Origin of the sequence: Mesorhizobium sp. NFR06, from assembly GCF_900115245.1 — a bacterium.
Taxonomy (GTDB): Bacteria; Pseudomonadota; Alphaproteobacteria; order Rhizobiales; family Rhizobiaceae; genus Mesorhizobium.
Map to the genome: position 1 here is coordinate 217,326 of NZ_FOVT01000006.1, position 17,007 is coordinate 234,332.

Below are 17,007 nucleotides of genomic sequence, written 5' to 3' on the forward strand. Positions count from 1 at the left end.
GGTGACGCTCCTGATGGGGAGATAACTTCGAAAAAATCCGGTCATCGTTGGGTCGTGGTGCCTGCTGTCGGCGCTGCCCTTGCGCTATGGTCCCTCGCCACCCTGGCGGGGCTCTATTCGGTGAGCACCTCGCTCACCGCCGCTTCCAACGGAATGCCGAAAGGCCTGCTTTCGCCGCGCAACATCGCGCTCGGCGACCAGCGCCGGCAGATCGCCAATGCCTGGGCGCCGCATCTTGCCGCCAAAGGCGGCTATAAGGCAGGCTCGCTCATCGTCGGCTGCGACGCCGGCTGCTTCAGCCTCGCGACAAGTTTCAGGCAAGACCGCCTGGCGGCCGAAAGACTGAAGAGCGACGACCGGATCCATGACGGCAAGACGGCGCGCCTCAAGCCGCCGGCGCCCGACAGCGTCGCGCGTGAAGTGGTGGTGGCTTCGGCCGCCGGAGCCGCCGACCGCTTCGACGGCGTGGTGAAGCGCGCAGCCCTTTCGCCGCAAAAGCTTGCCGATGCCTTTGCCCGCGCCCAGAACGCGCCGTTCCTGCTTGCCAGCCTGCCGTCGGCGAACCGCTTCGGCGGCGTGACGCCGGACGCCCCGGCGGAGGCCCGCTTCGGTTCGCAGCCGGCCGAAATCTCCGGCGCTTCCGAACTGGCCTTGGCGCTTGCCAACATCGCACCGGAGGATACGACCGACGTTGCGACCGCCGTCGCGCTCCAAAACGCCGACGCGCCCAATACCGCCGACAACTCGGACAATGGCCAGGACGGCGAATACCAGGTCGCCTCGCTGCCGCCGCAGGACGACCTGCCGGACACGATTGCGGTGCCCGGGCTTCGCCCGCGCATGACGCTCGAGCGCGCGAGCGAACCGATCGAAGAAAACGCCGCCAAGCCGCAAAAGCCCGAGGCCGCGAAGCCGCAGACCGCCAGGGCCAAGCCGCAGCCGGCCGCTGCCGACACCGCGCAAAGCTCGCCGACGGCGGTCTCGCCGAGAGGCGACCAGGGCCTGCCGGGCGTCCCGAACTCGAAGCCGCTGGCGGAGGACTCCAAACCCGCCAAGCGCAAGGCGCCGGCATCCGAGATGCTCGCCTATGCCAAGCCCGATACGCCCGAAAGCGGCGGCCTCGGCAGCGCATTCCGCAACCTTTTCAGCGGCCCCTCGATGGGCAATGGCGTCGCCGTCTACGATATTTCGGCGAGGACCGTCTACATGCCCGACGGCTCGAAACTGGAGGCGCATTCGGGACTGGGTTCGATGGTCGACCAGCCGCGCTTCGTCAACCGCAAGAATACCGGCCCGACGCCGCCCGACACCTACAATCTGTCGATGCGTGAATCGGCCTTCCACGGCGTCGAGGCGATCCGCCTGACGCCGACCAGCGGCCGGAACAAATACGGCCGCAATGGCCTGCTCGCGCACACCTATATGCTGCGCGGCGGGCGTGCCGAGTCGAATGGCTGCGTCGTCTTCAAGGACTATCGCCGCTTCCTTGCCGCCTACAAAAAAGGCAAGATCAAACGCCTGGTCGTCGTCCCGCGGCTGACGAGGCCCCTCACCCAGGTCGCCCAGGAGGGCCGCCAGGGCTGAGCCAACCAGGCGGCGGGTTTGTCGCCGGCATCCCCGTTTGTCGATGCCTCTGTCGATCCGACGGCCCCCGGCGCCGCAGCGCCGGGCGTCTCTGCATTCCTTCGCCGCCCAGAGCATGTCGAAAAGTGTGAAGCGGTTTTCGGAACGACATCATGCTCTACGATTTAGAGCCCGGATTCAGATTCCAGGTCGATCCGACCTGAAATCAGCCGGCTCCAAGGCAGCGCGACGTCCGCTATCAAGGAAGAGATACCAAACCCCAGAATGTAGATATGGCGCAGCCCGGGCTTGCGGCAAGACCCCGGCCATGGCGTATCACCCCTGCTCCGACAAACGAGAACGGAGCATGAAATGCGGTTTTTGTTATCGACTTACGGCTCGCGTGGCGACGTCGAGCCGTTGGCGGCGCTGGGCGCGGCGTTGCAGGCGCAAGGCGCCGAGGTCAGGGTGAGCGCGCCGGGCGACGACGAATTTGCCGCCCTTCTCGCCCGTGCCGGCGTGCCGCTGGCGCCGGCCTTCGCGCCAGTGCGCGAATGGGCGAAGGAGATGATGCAGCGGTCACGGTCTGCGTCGCCCGAGGGCCGGGCCAGCCTGATCTCCGGCCAGGCGGCCGAGATCGTCGCCAGGCAATACGATGCGCTTTTCACGGCCGCGCAAGGCTGCGACGCGGTGGTGGCGCTCGGCCTCTTTCCTTCCTGCGCCGCGGCGCGGCTGGTCGCCGAGCAGCGCGGCATGCGCTACACGCTCGGCACGTTCTGCCCCGTCTGGCTGCCGTCGGCACACAACCGGCCGCACGAATATCCAAGCCATCCGCTGCCGCCCGGCGTGACCGACAACCGGCTGCTGTGGGAGATGGACATCCGAACCAAGAACGCGCTGTTCGGCGAGGCCGTCAACGGCCACCGCGCGTCGCTCGGGCTGCCCCCGGTGGAAAATGTCCGCGACTATGTCTACGGCGATACCGTCCTGCTCGCCTGCGACCCGACGTTGGGGCCGTGGCTGCCGTCGGACCTGATCGACGCCGTGCAGGCCGGTGCCTTCATCCTGCCGGACGAGCGGCCCCTCCCCGACGGGCTGGAAGCGTTCCTCGATGGCGGTCCACCGCCGGTCTATGTCGGCTTCGGCTCGGTCGCGGTCGCCAGGATGCCGGACGCGCGGCCATCGAGGCGGTCCGGGCCAAGGGCCTTCGCACGGTGGTCGCGCAAGGCTGGGCCGAGCTCGGCCTGATCGACGATGGCGACGACTGTTTTCAAGTCGGCGAGGTCAACCAGCAGGCGCTGTTTGGCCGCGTCGCCGCCGCCATGCATCACGGCGGCGCCGGCACCACCGTCGCCGCCGCGCGGGCGGGAACGCCGCAGGTGATCGTGCCCCAGATCGGCGACCAGCCTTATTGGGCCCGGCGGGCGGCCGAGCTGGGGATAGGCGCCGCGCATGACGGACCGGTGCCGACGGTGGGGTCGTTGTCGGCGGCGCTGGATGTGGCGCTGGCTCCCGCAACCCGCGCTCGTGCAGCGGCAGTGGCTGGCAGGATCCGTGCCGACGGCGCCGCGGTGGCGGCGAAGCTGTTGGTCGAAGTGCTTGGCCAGCCCAGCCAGTGAGCTCACTGCGTCAGTTCCGCCAGCGCCCTTTGCAGGGGCGCTGGCGATACCTGGATCGGGCCCGAGAACGGGCTGTCCATGTCGACGATCAGATAGATCGCCACCGCGACCAGCGTCGCGGAAATGAGGCAGGAAAAGACGACGGTGCCATTGCGCGGCGCTCGAAAGCCAAAGCTGGCGAAGATCAGCGTCAGCCAGGCGACCAGCAGCGCGATCAGCGGCGCTGGTATCGCGCCCTCGGACTGCTCGGCCAATATCCAGCGTTGTTCGACCAGCTTCTGCAGTTGCTGTGTCGCGGCCTGCTGCGTGGCGATTTGCCTGGCATTCGTAGGCGACATTCCCGCCAGGATGTCGCCGACCTGATTGAGCAGCAGTTCCGAGAGCCTGTTCGGGACGACGGTTGTGTCGCTGTCGGCGGTGGAGGTGTCGACGACGCGCTGGACGTATGCGGCGAGCGACTGCCGGGCGCTGTCCGCCTCCGGTCCGTAATGCCGGAGCGTTCGGTCGAGCAGAATGATATCGGTGGCGAAGGTGTGGACGTTGCCGTCGATGGCCTCGAATGTGTTCTTGGCCGAATTGATCATCAAGCCGAGCACCAGTGACGACATCACCACGAACAGGTTCGCGGCAAGCCGCACTACCGCGCTGGTGTCGTCCCCGAGGTGGTGAGCGGGAAATCGCTCGTGCACCATCAGGCTGACCAGCGAAGCCCCGGCCAGACAAGCAAAGATCGCTGCCCCTACAAGCACTTCGCCCATGGCCAATATTGCGCACGGGAAAGGAAGCTTGCCAATCGGCTTCTTGAGTTGGTCATTCCAGGGCGGAGCGACGTGAAGCGGAGTGGAGACCCTGAATGACGAGGTTGAAGGCCTTGCGCAAGCGGCGCTCGAAAACGGCTTTCAATGCCGGGCGAAGGCGCTATCAATGGCGCGGGGCGGCTCCCAATCATTCACGAGGCTATCCATGACAATTCGCGCTGTCGTCTGGGGCGAGAACATCCATGAGCGGACCAATGAAGTGGTTGCCGGCATCTATCCGGAAGGCATGCACACCACCATCGCCAAGGCGCTGAGCGCCGACAAGGCAATCGCCGCCTCGACCGCGACACTGGAGCAGCCGGAGCATGGCCTGCCGGATTCGCGCCTCGCCGAAACCGACGTGCTTGTCTGGTGGGGCCACAAGGATCACGGCGCGGTGGCCGACGATGTGGTCGAACGCGTAGCGCGCCGGGTATGGGAAGGAATGGGGCTGATCGTGCTCCATTCCGGCCATTTCTCGAAGATATTCAAGCGCTTGATGGGCACGCCCTGCACGCTGAAATGGCGCGAGGCGGGCGAGCGAGAGCGGCTCTGGGTGACCAGCCCCAACCATCCGATCGCCGAAGGCATCGGCGAGTTCTTCGAGCTTGAGAACGAGGAGATGTATGGCGAGCAGTTCGCCGTGCCGGAGCCGCTGGAAACGGTGTTCATCTCCTGGTTCCAGGGCGGCGAGGTGTTCCGCTCCGGGCTCACCTACCGGCGCGGCGCCGGCAATGTGTTCTACTTCCGGCCGGGACACGAGACCTATCCGACCTATCATGACGCGACCGTGCACAAGGTGCTGCGCAACGCGGTCAAATGGGCGCACAACCCGCAGGGCAAGGCCAAGATCCTCGACGCACCGAACGTGTCGGTCGAGAAGGCGCTGGAGCCGATCGAGGAGCGCGGACCCAAGCTGCACGCGCATGGCGAGGCCGGCTTCCGCTAAACAGAAAAGTACGCAGCGGTTTCGGGCTCGCAATTGCGCACGCGTGGAATTCACCTCATACATTGAATCGAACCAATCCGTTTAGAGGAGCAAAAATGCGGCTTTTGATACTCGGTACCGGCTGGATGGCGCAGGAGCATGCGCGCCGCTTCGGCGCCATTGAGGGCGTCGAGCTGGCGGCGGCCGTCGATCTCGACGCGACGCGCGTCGGCGAATTCGCCGACGCCTACAAGATTCCGAAGCGCTTCGCCTCGCTGGAGGCGGCGCTCGACTGGGGCGATTTCGACGCCGTCGCCAATGTCACGCCCGACCGCATCCACCACCCTACCACCATGGCGCTGGTCGCCGCCGGCAAGCCGGTGCTGTGCGAGAAGCCGCTGGCGGAAAATTTCGGCAAGGCAAGCGAAATGGCCGATGCGGCGGAAGCCGCCGGTGTCGTCAACATGGTCAACCTCACCTACCGCAACGTCGCGCCTTTGCAGAAGGCGCGCCAGATGGTGCAGGCCGGCGAGATCGGCACGGTGCGCCATGTCGAGGCATCCTACCTGCAGAGCTGGCTGGTTTCGAAATTCTGGGGCGACTGGCGCACCGACCCGAAATGGCTGTGGCGGCTGTCGCGCGGCCATGGCTCGAACGGCGTGCTCGGCGATGTCGGCATCCACATCCTCGATTTCGCCAGCTACGGCGCGGCGCTAGACATCGACCATGTGTTTTGTCGACTGCGCGCCTTCGACAAGGCGCCGGACAACCGCATCGGCGAGTACCAGCTCGACGCCAACGACAGTTTCGCCATGACACTCGACTTCGCCAACGGCGCCTTCGGCGTGGTGCACGCCAGCCGATGGGCCACCGGCCATATCAACGAGCTGCGCCTGCGCATCTATGGCGACAAGGGCGGCATCGAGGTGGTGCACAATCTCGACGGCTCGCTGCTGAGAGCCTGTGTTGGCGCCAATGTCGAGAACGCCAAATGGGAGGAGCTCGACGCCGGCACGGTGCCGACCAACTACCAGCGCTTCGTCGAGGCGGTGAAGAGCGGCGCGCAGACCGAGCCGACCTTCCGCCACGCGGCGGGCCTGCAGAAGGTGCTCGATCTGGCGGTGGTGTCGGACGAGAAGCGGGCGGAGTTGAGGGCCAACGCGGAAACGCAGTGAGGCTTGAGACTGCTGATCTCCCCCCTTGCGGGGGAGATTGGCTGTTTCTACGCCCCCCGATAAATCCCGACCGCCGCCGCGACCAGCGCGGCATTGCCATCCGCGACGCTGCCGTCCGGAAGCGCCTTGCCATCCTCCAGTCCGACCCGCGTCGAAAAGGTCCGCGCCGCCGCCCGCTCGACGAACGGCCACACCGTCGCGTTCTCGCCATGCAGCAGGATCGAGCGCCTGATGCCGGCGCGTTCCAGCACTTGTTCGATGCCGTCGGCGACAGCGAAGGCGTCGTCCAGCGTCTGTTCGGAAATCTCGATCAGCACGCGCAGCACCCGACCGCCATGGTCGAGGCCGGCGAGCCGCTCGGCGTCGGCGATGGAGGCCAGGCCGGCCTCGATGCCGATGCCGCGCTGGCGCAGGCTTTCCATGACGACGGGCGCCGCCGTCTCGCTGAGATTGACCGAGGCGTAGTCGGGCAGCTCGCGCCAGCCGGAGATGGCGACCAGGGTGCGCAGGTCGTCCTTCTCGATCCAGGCGCCGGTGGAAACGCCGATCAGCGTGCCTGGGCAGGCGCGGCGCAGCGCTGCGACCGTCCTGTCCATCGCTTCCGGCGCCAGGCTCTCCGCGCCATCGGTGCCGCGCGCGTGGACATGCAGCTCGGCTGCACCCGCCGCGATCGAGGCAGCCGCGTCGCGCGCCATGGCTTCGGCATCGAGCGGCAATGCCGGGTGGAAATCGCCGGCGCGGGCGCCGTTGAGGCAGGCCTGGACGATCATCTTTGCGGCAATCCTGTTTCGGCTGAAGGAAGCCTAGCGCAGGGCCAGGATGGTCGGAACCGATGCGGTGAACTCTCCTGACAGGCCGCGACAGTGCAACGGCGATGTCCCCCGGCCGGCCTGGGGAACACGCACTGTCCAGCGTTTGCCGAACTTCGGAAAGCCCGTTACGCCGGCACCCGCTTCAGCGCCTGCGCCATGCAGTGGATGCCGCCGCCGGTCTTGGAGATCTCGCTCATGTCGACGGCGGCGACCTCGAAGCCCTGCGCCTTCAGCTTTTCGATCAGCGTCTTGCTCGACGTCGGCGCGATCACCCGATCCTTGCCGAGCGACATGAAGTTGCAGCCGAGGGCCATCGTGTCCTGGAAGGGCACGTCGATGATCTCGTGGCCCTTGCCCTTCAGCCAGTCGACGATGCCGGGTTCGGTGCAGGCGAGGCATACCGCGGTGAGCTTCTCGGCGATCGGCACCACCATCAGGTCGATATGGACGTAGTACTCGTCGATGAAGGCGATGCGCGTCTCCCAGCCTTCCTTGTCGAACCAGGCCTGCACCTGGCGCGCGCCCTCTTCCTGCGTGCGGGCGCCGCCGCAGCCGATCAGCACCACGCCCTCCTCGATGACATTGAAGTCGCCGCCCTCGAAGGTGCCGGCGGTGACCATGTCGTAGATCGGGATGCCGAGCTTCTCATAGGTGCGGATGGCGGCATAGTTCTCGCCGCGCCGCCACCAGTTGGCCATGGCGGTGATGATGGCGCCGTAAGGCGTCATGACGCTGGAGTCGCGCGAATAGACCTGCATCGGCAGTTCCGGCGTCGGCTCGTGCCAGTGGATGTTGACGCCGAAATGCTCATAGGCGGCAACGAGGTCCTTGTGCTGGGCCTGGGCGATCTGGATGTTGCAGGGCGCCTCGCGCAGATGTTTGCGCGACAACGAGCTGGTCGACAGATGGCGCAGGAAGTTGGGCGAGCCGAGCAGCACGTCGGTCAGCACATCGGTCTCGTTGGCGAAGCCCCAGGCGGTCAGCGGCTTGGTGCCGCCGGCGGGGTTGCGGCGCTGCAGCGAGAACGGCTCGGCGACGATGCGGTCATGGGCGGTCATGGGGTTCTCCTCGATTGATATTTGTCAGGCAGTGGAGGCAGCCGGGATCCACCAGTCGCGGCCGCGCGGCGTGGTGACATATTCCGGCCAGCGGAAATGGATCGGGGGGTCGTAGTCGCAGAGCGGCGCGATCCAGTTCGAGCCGCCGACGCCGCCGCCGGTTCTGGCGACGAACTCGTCCATGGCGGCCTCGCGCGCGGCCTTGTCCTCGAGCAGGCGCAGCGCGGTGAGCGCAACCGTCTTGGCAGCGCAGGTCACCATCGGATCGATGGTGGCGGGAATGCCGCCCAGCGCGTTCATCACCCAGGCCGGATAGGCGTGGCCGTTGGCCGAGCGCAGCGCCGGGCGGGCGACATAGAAGCGCGAGGTCGGCGCGTGCCAGCTCATGTCGGTGTAGTCGTCGGAGGTGGAATTCACCTGCGACGGCGGCAGGTCGCGGCGCAGTATCGCCTCGGCGTCCTGCGGGGCGATCAGCCGCTCCAGCTCGTCGATGAACGGATTTTCCGTCGCCTCGCCGCCGGCGTTGACCTGAACCTCGCGGGCAATCGCCCTCGCCTCTTCGCCCCAGCGTGGCGCGCCGACGCTCGACAGCGCCTGATAGGTGATGTCGGCCATGGCATGGTTGGCCAGCCCCGGGCGCGATTTCGACACCCAGTGGCGCTCGTAGCGGCAGCCGCTCATTGTCGCGGCCGCTTCCGCGTTGCGGTCGAGCACGGCGGTGACCTGCTCGGCCATGGCGATGGTCGGCACGCGGATCATATACTGGATCTCGGCGAGCCCCGCCGGCAGATTGTCCGCGGTCGCCTGACCCGCCGTCAGGATCGCCTCGCTGATCGACCAGCCGCCCTGATGCGTCAGCATGGAATCGCGCAGCGCCTTCGAGGCCATGTACATCATCATCAGCGCGTCGTTGGAGCCGGGGGCGCGGACCGCCGAATGCGCCTGCGGGATGGGGGCTGCGTCGCCCGCGGCGCGTCCCCAGTTTTGCGGCTCGTCGCAGATGAAGCGGTAGATCATCGCGTAAGCCGCGCCGCAATGCGTATCCCAGCGCGCGGTGTTGCACAGCGGCAGCATATAGAAGGGATGGAAGGAGATCATGCCGGCGAGGCCGTCATAATAGCCCTTCGCCGCATGGATCGGCTTCGAGCCCCTCACCTTCTCGGCCGGCTCGCCGGTGAAACGCAGAGTGCACTTGATGCCGTGCTCCAGCATCGCCGCCTTGGTAGCGAGCAGGCCGCCGAGGCTGCCGATGCCGAGGCCGGAATGCGGATCGGTGTGGCCGCCGGCTTCGGTGCCCAGGCCTGGCCGCGTGCGCTTGACCGTCGCTGCATCCTGGCAATTGCCGGGCACGGCGTCGTACTCGCCATACATGCCGATCACCGGGCCGTCGCCATTCGTCCAGTGGGCGCAGAAGGCGGTCGGCATGCCGCCGGAGCCTTCCTCGACCGAAAAGCCTTCGCGCTTCAGCCGCTCCACATACCAGGCCGCCGACTGGTATTCGCGCCAGGCGGTCTCGCCGAAATCGAAGATGGTGCGCGTCCAGGCCGACAGCAGTGGCTGGATGCTGTCGATGCAGGCAAGCGCGGTTTGTTGCGCGGAAGTCGTCATCGGTTTGTCCATGCCGCAAAGAAAGCAGTGAAGCGGCTCATCAAAAAGTGATATGTTTTCCCGGCTCGTGCAAATTCGGTTCACCTGAGGCCTCTTGCGAATACCTTCCACGCAGGCGCTGCGCGCCCTCGACAGCTTCGCCCGCCACGGCAGCGTGTGGCGCGCCGCCGACGAACTCCACATCACCCGAAGTGCCGTCTCGCATCAGCTGAGGCTGCTCGAGCGCGATCTCGGCTTCGACCTGTTGCAGCGCATCGGCAAGGGCGTGGCGCTGACGCCGCGCGGCCAGCGCTACGCGGCCGATGTCAGAAAGGCGCTGACCGTGCTCGGCGACGCGGGGACGCAGAACAGTGGCGCCGGCGTCGGCGGCTCCTTCGGCATCTCCTGTGCGCCGGGCTTCGCCTCGATGTTCCTGTGCACGCATATCGGCGAGTTCCAACAGATGTATCCGGACGTGGCGCTCTCGATCCTGACGCCGCGCCGGCTCGACGACGTCAGCAATCCGGAGGCTGACGCCTTCATCGCCTTCGGCGTCGGCAACTGGCCGAACCGGGCGGTCGAGCTGCTCTGCGAAGTCGCCTTCACGCCGCTCTGCAGCCCGACGCTGCTCAACAAGGTCAGCGGCTTTTCCAAACCCGCCGACGTGCTGCGCGCCAATCTGCTGCATCTCTCCGACACCGAGGACTGGGCGCGCTGGCTGGCGCTGTCCAAAGTGGAAAATCCCGATACCGAGGGCGGCATCTTCTTTTCCGACATGAACCTCGTCTTTTCGGCGGCGATCGCCGGCCAAGGCATCGCCATGGGCGACGAGTTGCTCGGCCGGCGGGCGCTGAGCGAAGGCCGATTGGTCAAGCCGTTCGAGGCGTCGGTGCCCTCGCCGCGCGCCTATTTCCTGGTCTTCGAGCATGCCAAGGCCGGGCACCCGGTGCTCAACGCCTTCAGCGACTGGCTGAGGGCGAAGCTGTCGGAGAACAGGCTGGCGAAGTATTGAGGCAATCACAGCCGGAGGGTGTACGACGGAGCGCCAATCTTCCGTTCGTCATCCTCGGGCTTGACCGGCTTGACCCGAGGATCCAATGCCGTGATGGTCGCGAGGCGAGGCCTATCAGAATTCTGCACCGTTGCAGCGCCTGGAGGTCACGGCATGGATTCTAGGGTCTGCGCGCGTCGCTTCGCTCCTTGCTCCGCCCTAGAATGACGACCGCGTGGGTGAGCGCGCTGCCGCCAGCGCTTTTCATGCGCGCCACCACCCACCCGTGAATCAAATTTGCCGATCAGGCGAAAACTATTCGGTTGCGGTGAGCGGCGGCGCTGCCTACGATTTGAACCAACAGCAAGGACAGAGGCAGGATGCAGCAACCCGGCCGGGCCGCAGAGATCAAGGCGAACGGGATCGGCAAGAGCTTCGGCTCGTTCCGGGCGCTGGATGATCTCACGCTCGATATCGGCCGTGGCGAGTTCCTGACGCTGCTCGGGCCGTCCGGTTCCGGCAAAACCACCTTCCTGATGATCCTGGCCGGCTTCGTGCAGCCGAGCGAAGGCAGGCTTTTCAGCGACGGTATAGACATCACCGATCGCCCGGCCGAGCAGCGCGCCGCCGGCATGGTGTTCCAGGGCTATGCGCTGTTCCCGCATATGAGCGTGGAACAGAACATCGCCTTCCCGCTCAAGGTGCGCAAGAAAACTGCTTCCGAAATCAAGCGGCGCATCGGCGAAATGGTCGAGCGCGTCGGGCTGAAAGGCCATGAGAAGAAACTGCCGGCGCAGCTTTCCGGCGGCCAGCAGCAGCGCGTGGCGCTGGCCCGCGCGCTGGTGTTCGAGCCGGGCGTGCTCCTGCTCGACGAGCCGTTCTCGGCGCTGGACAAGAGCCTGCGCGGCCAGATGCAGGCCGAGATGAAGCGGCTGCACCAGGAGACGGGCACCACCTTCGTCTTCGTCACCCACGACCAGAGCGAGGCGCTGGCGCTGTCGTCGCGTGTCGCCATCTTCAACCACGGCAAGCTGTTGCAGGTCGGCAGGCCGGATGAGGTCTATGACAGGCCGGCCAACCGCTTCGTCGCCGAGTTCCTGGGCGAGATCAACATGCTGCCGGTGAAGGGCGTGCGCCCCGCCGACCATGGCGCCACCGGGCTCTGCGAGGACCGCGCGGTCAACATGCGCTGCAAGGCCGAGGCGATCAAGGGCGACGCGATCCTCGCCATCCGCCCCGAGGACATGTCGATCGCGCCGGAGGCTTCGGCCAACGAGAACGGCATTGCGGCGACGGCCGTCGCCTCGACCTATCTGGGCGCCGCCACGAAGCTCGACCTCACCACGCGCCAGGGCGCCAAGGTCACCGTCTCGGTGCCGAACGAGGTTGCGGCGGCGGCTTTGAGCAAAGGCAATTCCGTCTGGCTGACCTGGCCGGCGGAAAAGGGTTTCCTCCTTCCGGACGGAGGACAATAAGCAGCGCCGCCGCGGCCTGAGATCGCCGCGCCGGCTTCCGGATCAAATCAACGACAACAAAGGGGAACTGACATGAACGATACGAAGAAACAGACGATCGAATCCCTCGCCGAGAGGACAAAGAGCGGCGAGATCTCGCGCCGCCAGTTCGCGCAGCTTGCCGGCCTCGTGCTTGCCGGCACGCCACTGCTGATGCGCTCCACCGGCGCTTTCGCCGAGACCAAGGGGCTGGTGCTGGTGAACTGGGGCGGCGACGCCATCACCGCCTACGACGCCGCCTACGGCCAGGCCTTCACCAAGGAAACCGGCATTCCGGTCAAGATGGACGGCTCAGGCCCGACCGAAGGCGCGATTGCCGCGCAGTTCAAGAGCGGCGCGCCGACCTGGGACCTGGTCGACGTCGACCCGTTTTCGGCCATCACGCTCGGCGGCCAGGGCATGCTGGAGCCGATCGACTACAAGATCGTCGACAAGAGCAAGATGCGGCCGGGCTTCGGCTGGGAATACGCGGCGTCGACCTATTTCTTCTCCTATGTGATCGCCTACGACTCGCAGAAATTCGGCTCCAACGCGCCGACCGGCATGGCCGATTTCTTCGACGTCAAGAAATTCCCCGGCAAGCGCTCGCTCTACAAATGGGGCGTGTCGAGCTGGGAAGCGGCGCTTCTGGCCGACGGCGTGGCACCCGCCTCGCTCTATCCGCTGGACCTCAAGCGCGCGCATGACAAGATCGCCGCCTTCAAGGAAAACGTCGTCTCCTATTGGGGCGGCGGCGCCGAAAGCCAGAGCGTGCTGCTCAACGGCGAGGCCTCGATGGCGATCGTGTGGTCGACGCGCGCCTCGCTGATCGAGCAGGACTCCGGCGGCCAGATCAAGTTCATCTGGGACCAGGGCCTGATCTCGCCCGGCGCGCTGGCGGTGCTGAAGAACAATCCCGGCGGCAAGGACGCGGCGATGAAGTTCATCGCCAGCACGCAGGATCCGCAAAAGGAGCTCGTCATGTTCGACAAGCTCGGCCAGGGCCCGGCGAACCCGGCCGCCGACGCGCTGATCCCGGCCGACAAGAAGCGCATCAACCCGGTCGACCCGGACAACATGAAGAAGCAGATCCCGCTCGACATGGAGTGGTACGCCAAGAACTACGGCGCCGCGCTCGACGAATACACCAAGATCATCTCGGCCTGATCCAAGGCCGAGATGCGACCCTGACATGAGAGGCATCCTCTCCGACAGGATAGGCGCGGCGCTGTTGATGGCGCCGCTGCTCCTGTTCCTGATCCTTGCCTATGCCTGGCCGTTCCTCGGCGTGGTGAAGTGGAGTTTTACGCTCCCCACGCCGGGCCTCGGTCAGTACCATGCGCTGCTCACCGACGACCTGGTGCAGTCGGTGTTCATCCGCACGCTGCGCATCGCGGCCATCGTTACCGTCGTTTCGGTCACGGCGGCCTATGCGATCACCGTGGTGTGGGTGCGCGGCAGCCCGGTGCAGCGCGTGCTCGCCGAATTCTGCATCCTGGTGCCGTTCTGGATCTCGGTCTTGACGCGCGCCTTCGGCTGGGTGGCGCTTTTGTCCAACCGCGGCCTGATCAACACCTGGCTGCAATCGATCGGCTTCATCTCCGAGCCGCTGACCCTGGTGCGCAACGAGTTCGGCGTCATCGTCGGCATGTCGCATTTCCTCATCCCCTTCGCGGTGTTCCCGCTGGCGTCGGCGATGCGCAGCCTCGACGAGCGCGTGCTGCTTGCCGCACGCGGCCTGGGCTCCAGCCGCATGCGCACCTTCTGGACCGTGTTCGTGCCGATGACGCGCTCCGGCATCATCGGCTCGGCGCTGATCGTCTTCGTCTTCTCGCTCGGCTTCTTCGTTACGCCGGCGATCCTCGGCGGCGGCCGCAGCGTCATGATCGCGGAGCTCATTTATCTGCGCATCTTCCAGAGCCCGGACTGGGGATTGGGCGCGGCGATCAGTGTCGTGCTGGTGGTGTTCGTCGGCGCGCTGATGGCGCTGTTGTTCCGCTACGTCAAACCGAAGCAACTGGTGTAGCCGAGATGCCGACCTACCGCCCCGGTCCCGTCTCGCTCGTCCTCGCCGTCGTGGTGGCGCTGTTCCTGCTCATGCCGCTGCTTGCCGTCATCCCGGTGTCGCTGACGCCGAGCCGCATGCTGACGATGCCGACGGGTGAGTTGTCGCTGCGCCACTACCGCTCGCTGATCGAGGACCCGCGCTGGCTGGACTCGATCCTGCTCTCGTTGCGGATCGGCGTGGTCAGCAGCGCCTTCTCGACGCTGCTCGCGCTCACCTTCAGCCTTGGCGTGTGGATGTTCCAGCCGCGCTTCACCGCAGCCCTCGTCGGCTTCGTGCTGTTGCCGATGGTGGTGCCGCCGGTGGTCTCGGCGGTGACGCTCTATTTCCTGCTCACCTCGGTTTCCGGCATCTCGTCCTTCTTCGGCTACGACACATGGCTGGGTGTCGCCATGGCGCATTCGGTGATGACGGTGCCCTTCGCCACGGTGCTCATTTTGGTGTCGCTCAGCCAGCTCGACCGCCGCATCGACCTCGCCGCGCGCGGGCTCGGCGCCAGCGTGTGGGAGCGCGCGACGCGCATCATCATGCCCAACATCAAGTTCGGCATCGTCACCGCCGCGCTGCTTTCCTTCGTGCTGTCCTGGGAGGAGATCGGCGTCACGCTGTTCATCACCTCGGTCAACGCGATCACGCTGCCGCGCCTGATGTGGATGGGCCTGCGCGACAACATCGACCCGGCGATCGCGGCGCTTTCGGTTATCCTGATCATCATCACCGTGCTGGTGCTCATCGCGCGCAGCCTGATCGCACGGCGGCAACCCACGCCATGACGCCCGAAACGAAAGAGGCCCGCCGGCAGCGGCGAGCCTCTTGTGGAGCCGAAGTGGAAGTTCGGCGCCGTCATGATCCGGGGGTGTGGATCTCCTCGGAGGTTAGCCAACGGGGCTCGGCCGCGCGACTTACAAATCCGTAATCTTCGCCCGGACGAGTCGGCCGGCCATACGAAAAAAGCCTGCCCTATCAAAGGTTTGAAGTCGTCGGCCGATATTCGAAGCACGGCCTCTCAAGCAAATGTGACAGGCTGCCTGACAGCGTCGGCTTCAGGACGCGCCGGAACATGAGCGGCGGCGCCATGCGGCCTGTGTGCTCGCGGTTCCGCGTCGTCGAGGCGCCGCGCCGGACGAAGGCCCCCCGGCCTCGTCCGTGCGTAGCAGGCGGTTCAGGCGGCCTGCGGCCGCCGCATCCTCTCGACAAAAGCCTGCCTTGCCGGCCCGGCAAGCGGCTTGCCCGTGGCCAGCAAGCCGTCGAGCAGCGCCAGAAGCTCGCGCGCTGCCGATGACTTGCACGAATAATAGACCATTTGACGATCGCGGCGGGTTTCCACCAGGCCAAACCTGCGCAGTTTGGCCAGGTGTTGCGACAGCGCCGACTGGCTGAGTTCGACCTTGTCGGCGAGCACGCCGACAGAGAGTTCGCCCTCGGCGAGATAGTTCATGATGAGCAGACGCTTCTCGTTGCCCATCACCGCGAGAAAGGCTGCCGCGCTTTCTGCGTTGGCGGTAAGTTTCTTGGTGACCATCGATTTCCCCATGCTTCATGCTCTTCCGAAGGCCATGGGGGCGATGGCTTCAGAGTTCCAGAGCGTTGGTGGGTCTGCCCCGGTTTGGATACGGGACCGACCCTGCTTCTTTTCGACCAGAACCCCTTCGTAACCCGGTTGCCACCACGACGGGGATGCTGGTCTCGGACAAAAGCGCGGCGCTTTTCCAGGCGCAAGTCGATGCAGACTCGGAAAAATTCCGCACTGCTAATGCGTATCAGCGCAGCGCTCCTTCATCAAGAACATAACGAGGCCGGCAAAACAACGGCCGGCCGCAGGCGAAGAAGCATACCAGCCGCCGTGCCGGCCTGAAGACACCTGCCGCGATGTCGCCGCGACTCACCCCCAACTTGAAAGCATGCTAATATTGGCCGGGCACGAGGGCCGGGCAGAGGAGGAAGCCATGTCCGCCGTACGCAGCACTTTCAACCCCGATGAAACGGCCATGCTTGGCCGTGTCTATCAGAAAGGCGCTGTCGAGGGCGAAACCGCCGAGCAGAAGGAAGCACGCGCCTCGCGCATCATCGCCAATTACATGGCCGGCATCACTGATGAGGCGGAACTGATCGAACTGTCGCGGAAGCCGCTCGGGAGATGAGCGGGTGTACTTGGATCGTCATGAGCCGGTTTCACGCAAAATTGACAGTCCGGAATGGAACTTCCTGAAAAACCTCGTGTTCCAATGCGTTCGGCAAGCAGCGGGGTTTTCGCGATGATGCAGGGATGGTTTTCCAAGCCGGTAGAAGTGGCCGTCGGCGTTTCCGGCTCGATCCGCCACATATCCAACGCTGAGCAAGCCATCGAGCTGCTGACCGGCCAATGGCGCGACGCCGGCAGCGCGCAGCATGGCGCGGCCTTGCGCGCCTGCCGCCGGGCGATCCGCGGCGACGTCTCGGCGGACAACGCCAGGGAGGCCTTCATCGTCGCCGCGCGCGAGGCGCATGTGCTGGTCGAATAGACCCAAGGCGGCACCTGACGACCGGGCTATCGGTAGAAGAGCAATAAAAGCACCGTGACGGCGAACGCTGCCGGCGAGAGCAGGATCGCGGCCCGCAAAACGCACATGGCAAGGTGGAGCGGAGTGGACATGCCCGCGAGCCGGCCCCTATCGATGGCGGCAATTGGCCGGAAGCCGGCGCGCCGGCCGGAACCGATGCTTGCGACCCGCTTCAGCGGCAAACAGCTGCGCTCAGCCTCCTCAAAAAGCCCGAAAGCGGTCGCGATCGGCGTGGCGGCGGTCATGGTGGACGCAAGCACGGCGATCAGCATGAGAGGTGTTCCCGCGTTTCAACGGCGCGTCCCGATTGACTAGCGTCGGCCGCGAGGGCGAGACCAGTGACTTTGGTCACGTGATCTTTGAGGTGCTCGGATCGCGG

At 65.8% G+C, this 17,007-nt stretch carries 18 protein-coding genes; 12 read left to right on the forward strand and 6 right to left on the reverse strand.

The window, feature by feature from the left end:
* Nucleotides 1–57: 57 nt before the first annotated feature.
* The 3 genes from F3H96_RS13680 to F3H96_RS31090 all read left to right on the forward strand — a co-directional run bounded on the left by F3H96_RS13680 (nucleotide 58) and on the right by F3H96_RS31090 (nucleotide 3,182).
* Nucleotides 58–1,584 carry a DUF2778 domain-containing protein gene (locus F3H96_RS13680; RefSeq protein WP_244619999.1) on the forward strand — a complete coding sequence of 509 codons (1,527 nt, stop codon included), beginning with the start codon at nucleotides 58–60 and terminating at the stop codon, nucleotides 1,582–1,584.
* A gap of 351 nt (nucleotides 1,585–1,935) precedes the next feature.
* On the forward strand, nucleotides 1,936–2,811 hold the full coding sequence (locus F3H96_RS13685; RefSeq protein ID WP_244620000.1) for a glycosyltransferase: 876 nt from the start codon (nucleotides 1,936–1,938) through the stop codon (nucleotides 2,809–2,811).
* Complete coding sequence (locus F3H96_RS31090) at nucleotides 2,778–3,182, forward strand: nucleotide disphospho-sugar-binding domain-containing protein (RefSeq protein ID WP_244620001.1); 405 nt, start codon at nucleotides 2,778–2,780, stop codon at nucleotides 3,180–3,182. The genes F3H96_RS13685 and F3H96_RS31090 overlap by 34 nt, the downstream gene beginning before the upstream one ends.
* 2 nt (nucleotides 3,183–3,184) lie before the next feature.
* Here F3H96_RS31090 and F3H96_RS13690 read toward each other — a convergent pair whose 3' ends face one another.
* Entirely contained in the window at nucleotides 3,185–3,940 is a 756-nt protein-coding gene (locus F3H96_RS13690) for a DUF4239 domain-containing protein (protein WP_149802260.1), read from the reverse strand.
* A gap of 205 nt (nucleotides 3,941–4,145) precedes the next feature.
* Between F3H96_RS13690 and F3H96_RS13695 the strand changes: the two genes are divergently transcribed.
* Nucleotides 4,146–4,928 (forward strand): ThuA domain-containing protein, encoded by a 783-nt coding sequence (locus F3H96_RS13695; protein WP_149802261.1) that lies wholly within the window; start codon nucleotides 4,146–4,148, stop codon nucleotides 4,926–4,928.
* A 95-nt stretch (nucleotides 4,929–5,023) separates the two neighbouring features.
* Nucleotides 5,024–6,082, forward strand: a complete 1,059-nt coding sequence (locus tag F3H96_RS13700) for a Gfo/Idh/MocA family oxidoreductase (RefSeq protein ID WP_149802262.1) — start codon at nucleotides 5,024–5,026, stop codon at nucleotides 6,080–6,082.
* 47 nt (nucleotides 6,083–6,129) lie between these two features.
* Here F3H96_RS13700 and F3H96_RS13705 read toward each other — a convergent pair whose 3' ends face one another.
* The 3 genes from F3H96_RS13705 to F3H96_RS13715 all read right to left on the reverse strand — a co-directional run bounded on the left by F3H96_RS13705 (nucleotide 6,130) and on the right by F3H96_RS13715 (nucleotide 9,560).
* The gene (locus F3H96_RS13705; protein ID WP_149802263.1) at nucleotides 6,130–6,852 is read right to left on the reverse strand and encodes a 3-keto-5-aminohexanoate cleavage protein; all 723 of its coding nucleotides are present in this window, start codon (nucleotides 6,850–6,852) and stop codon (nucleotides 6,130–6,132) included.
* A 167-nt stretch (nucleotides 6,853–7,019) separates the two neighbouring features.
* The gene (locus tag F3H96_RS13710) at nucleotides 7,020–7,952 is read right to left on the reverse strand and encodes a dimethylarginine dimethylaminohydrolase family protein (RefSeq protein WP_149802264.1); all 933 of its coding nucleotides are present in this window, start codon (nucleotides 7,950–7,952) and stop codon (nucleotides 7,020–7,022) included.
* 24 nt (nucleotides 7,953–7,976) lie between these two features.
* The gene (locus tag F3H96_RS13715) at nucleotides 7,977–9,560 is read right to left on the reverse strand and encodes an amidohydrolase (protein ID WP_149802265.1); all 1,584 of its coding nucleotides are present in this window, start codon (nucleotides 9,558–9,560) and stop codon (nucleotides 7,977–7,979) included.
* A gap of 94 nt (nucleotides 9,561–9,654) precedes the next feature.
* On the opposite strand from F3H96_RS13715, the gene F3H96_RS13720 reads away from it, so the two are divergent.
* The 5 genes from F3H96_RS13720 to F3H96_RS13740 all read left to right on the forward strand — a co-directional run bounded on the left by F3H96_RS13720 (nucleotide 9,655) and on the right by F3H96_RS13740 (nucleotide 14,861).
* Nucleotides 9,655–10,551 carry a LysR substrate-binding domain-containing protein gene (locus F3H96_RS13720; RefSeq protein ID WP_149802266.1) on the forward strand — a complete coding sequence of 299 codons (897 nt, stop codon included), beginning with the start codon at nucleotides 9,655–9,657 and terminating at the stop codon, nucleotides 10,549–10,551.
* A gap of 359 nt (nucleotides 10,552–10,910) precedes the next feature.
* A complete protein-coding gene (locus F3H96_RS13725; RefSeq protein WP_149802267.1) occupies nucleotides 10,911–12,005 on the forward strand; it encodes an ABC transporter ATP-binding protein in 1,095 nt (364 codons plus the stop codon).
* Between the two features lie 72 nt (nucleotides 12,006–12,077).
* Entirely contained in the window at nucleotides 12,078–13,190 is a 1,113-nt protein-coding gene (locus tag F3H96_RS13730; RefSeq protein WP_149802268.1) for an ABC transporter substrate-binding protein, read from the forward strand.
* Between the two features lie 25 nt (nucleotides 13,191–13,215).
* On the forward strand, nucleotides 13,216–14,049 hold the full coding sequence (locus F3H96_RS13735) for an ABC transporter permease (RefSeq protein WP_149802269.1): 834 nt from the start codon (nucleotides 13,216–13,218) through the stop codon (nucleotides 14,047–14,049).
* A 5-nt stretch (nucleotides 14,050–14,054) separates the two neighbouring features.
* Nucleotides 14,055–14,861, forward strand: coding sequence for an ABC transporter permease (locus F3H96_RS13740; RefSeq protein WP_149802270.1), 807 nt, complete (start codon nucleotides 14,055–14,057; stop codon nucleotides 14,859–14,861).
* Between the two features lie 389 nt (nucleotides 14,862–15,250).
* Here F3H96_RS13740 and F3H96_RS13745 read toward each other — a convergent pair whose 3' ends face one another.
* Nucleotides 15,251–15,610: a metalloregulator ArsR/SmtB family transcription factor gene (locus F3H96_RS13745; RefSeq protein ID WP_149802377.1), complete on the reverse strand. Its 360-nt coding sequence runs from the start codon at nucleotides 15,608–15,610 to the stop codon at nucleotides 15,251–15,253.
* A gap of 424 nt (nucleotides 15,611–16,034) precedes the next feature.
* Here F3H96_RS13745 and F3H96_RS13750 point away from each other — a divergent pair, with 424 nt between their 5' ends.
* Both F3H96_RS13750 and F3H96_RS13755 read left to right on the forward strand, forming a co-directional pair.
* Nucleotides 16,035–16,229 carry a hypothetical protein gene (locus tag F3H96_RS13750; protein ID WP_149802271.1) on the forward strand — a complete coding sequence of 65 codons (195 nt, stop codon included), beginning with the start codon at nucleotides 16,035–16,037 and terminating at the stop codon, nucleotides 16,227–16,229.
* Between the two features lie 114 nt (nucleotides 16,230–16,343).
* Nucleotides 16,344–16,589, forward strand: coding sequence for a DUF982 domain-containing protein (locus F3H96_RS13755; protein ID WP_149802272.1), 246 nt, complete (start codon nucleotides 16,344–16,346; stop codon nucleotides 16,587–16,589).
* A 26-nt stretch (nucleotides 16,590–16,615) separates the two neighbouring features.
* Here F3H96_RS13755 and F3H96_RS13760 read toward each other — a convergent pair whose 3' ends face one another.
* Nucleotides 16,616–16,900, reverse strand: a complete 285-nt coding sequence (locus F3H96_RS13760) for a hypothetical protein (protein WP_149802273.1) — start codon at nucleotides 16,898–16,900, stop codon at nucleotides 16,616–16,618.
* Nucleotides 16,901–17,007 lie beyond the last annotated feature (107 nt).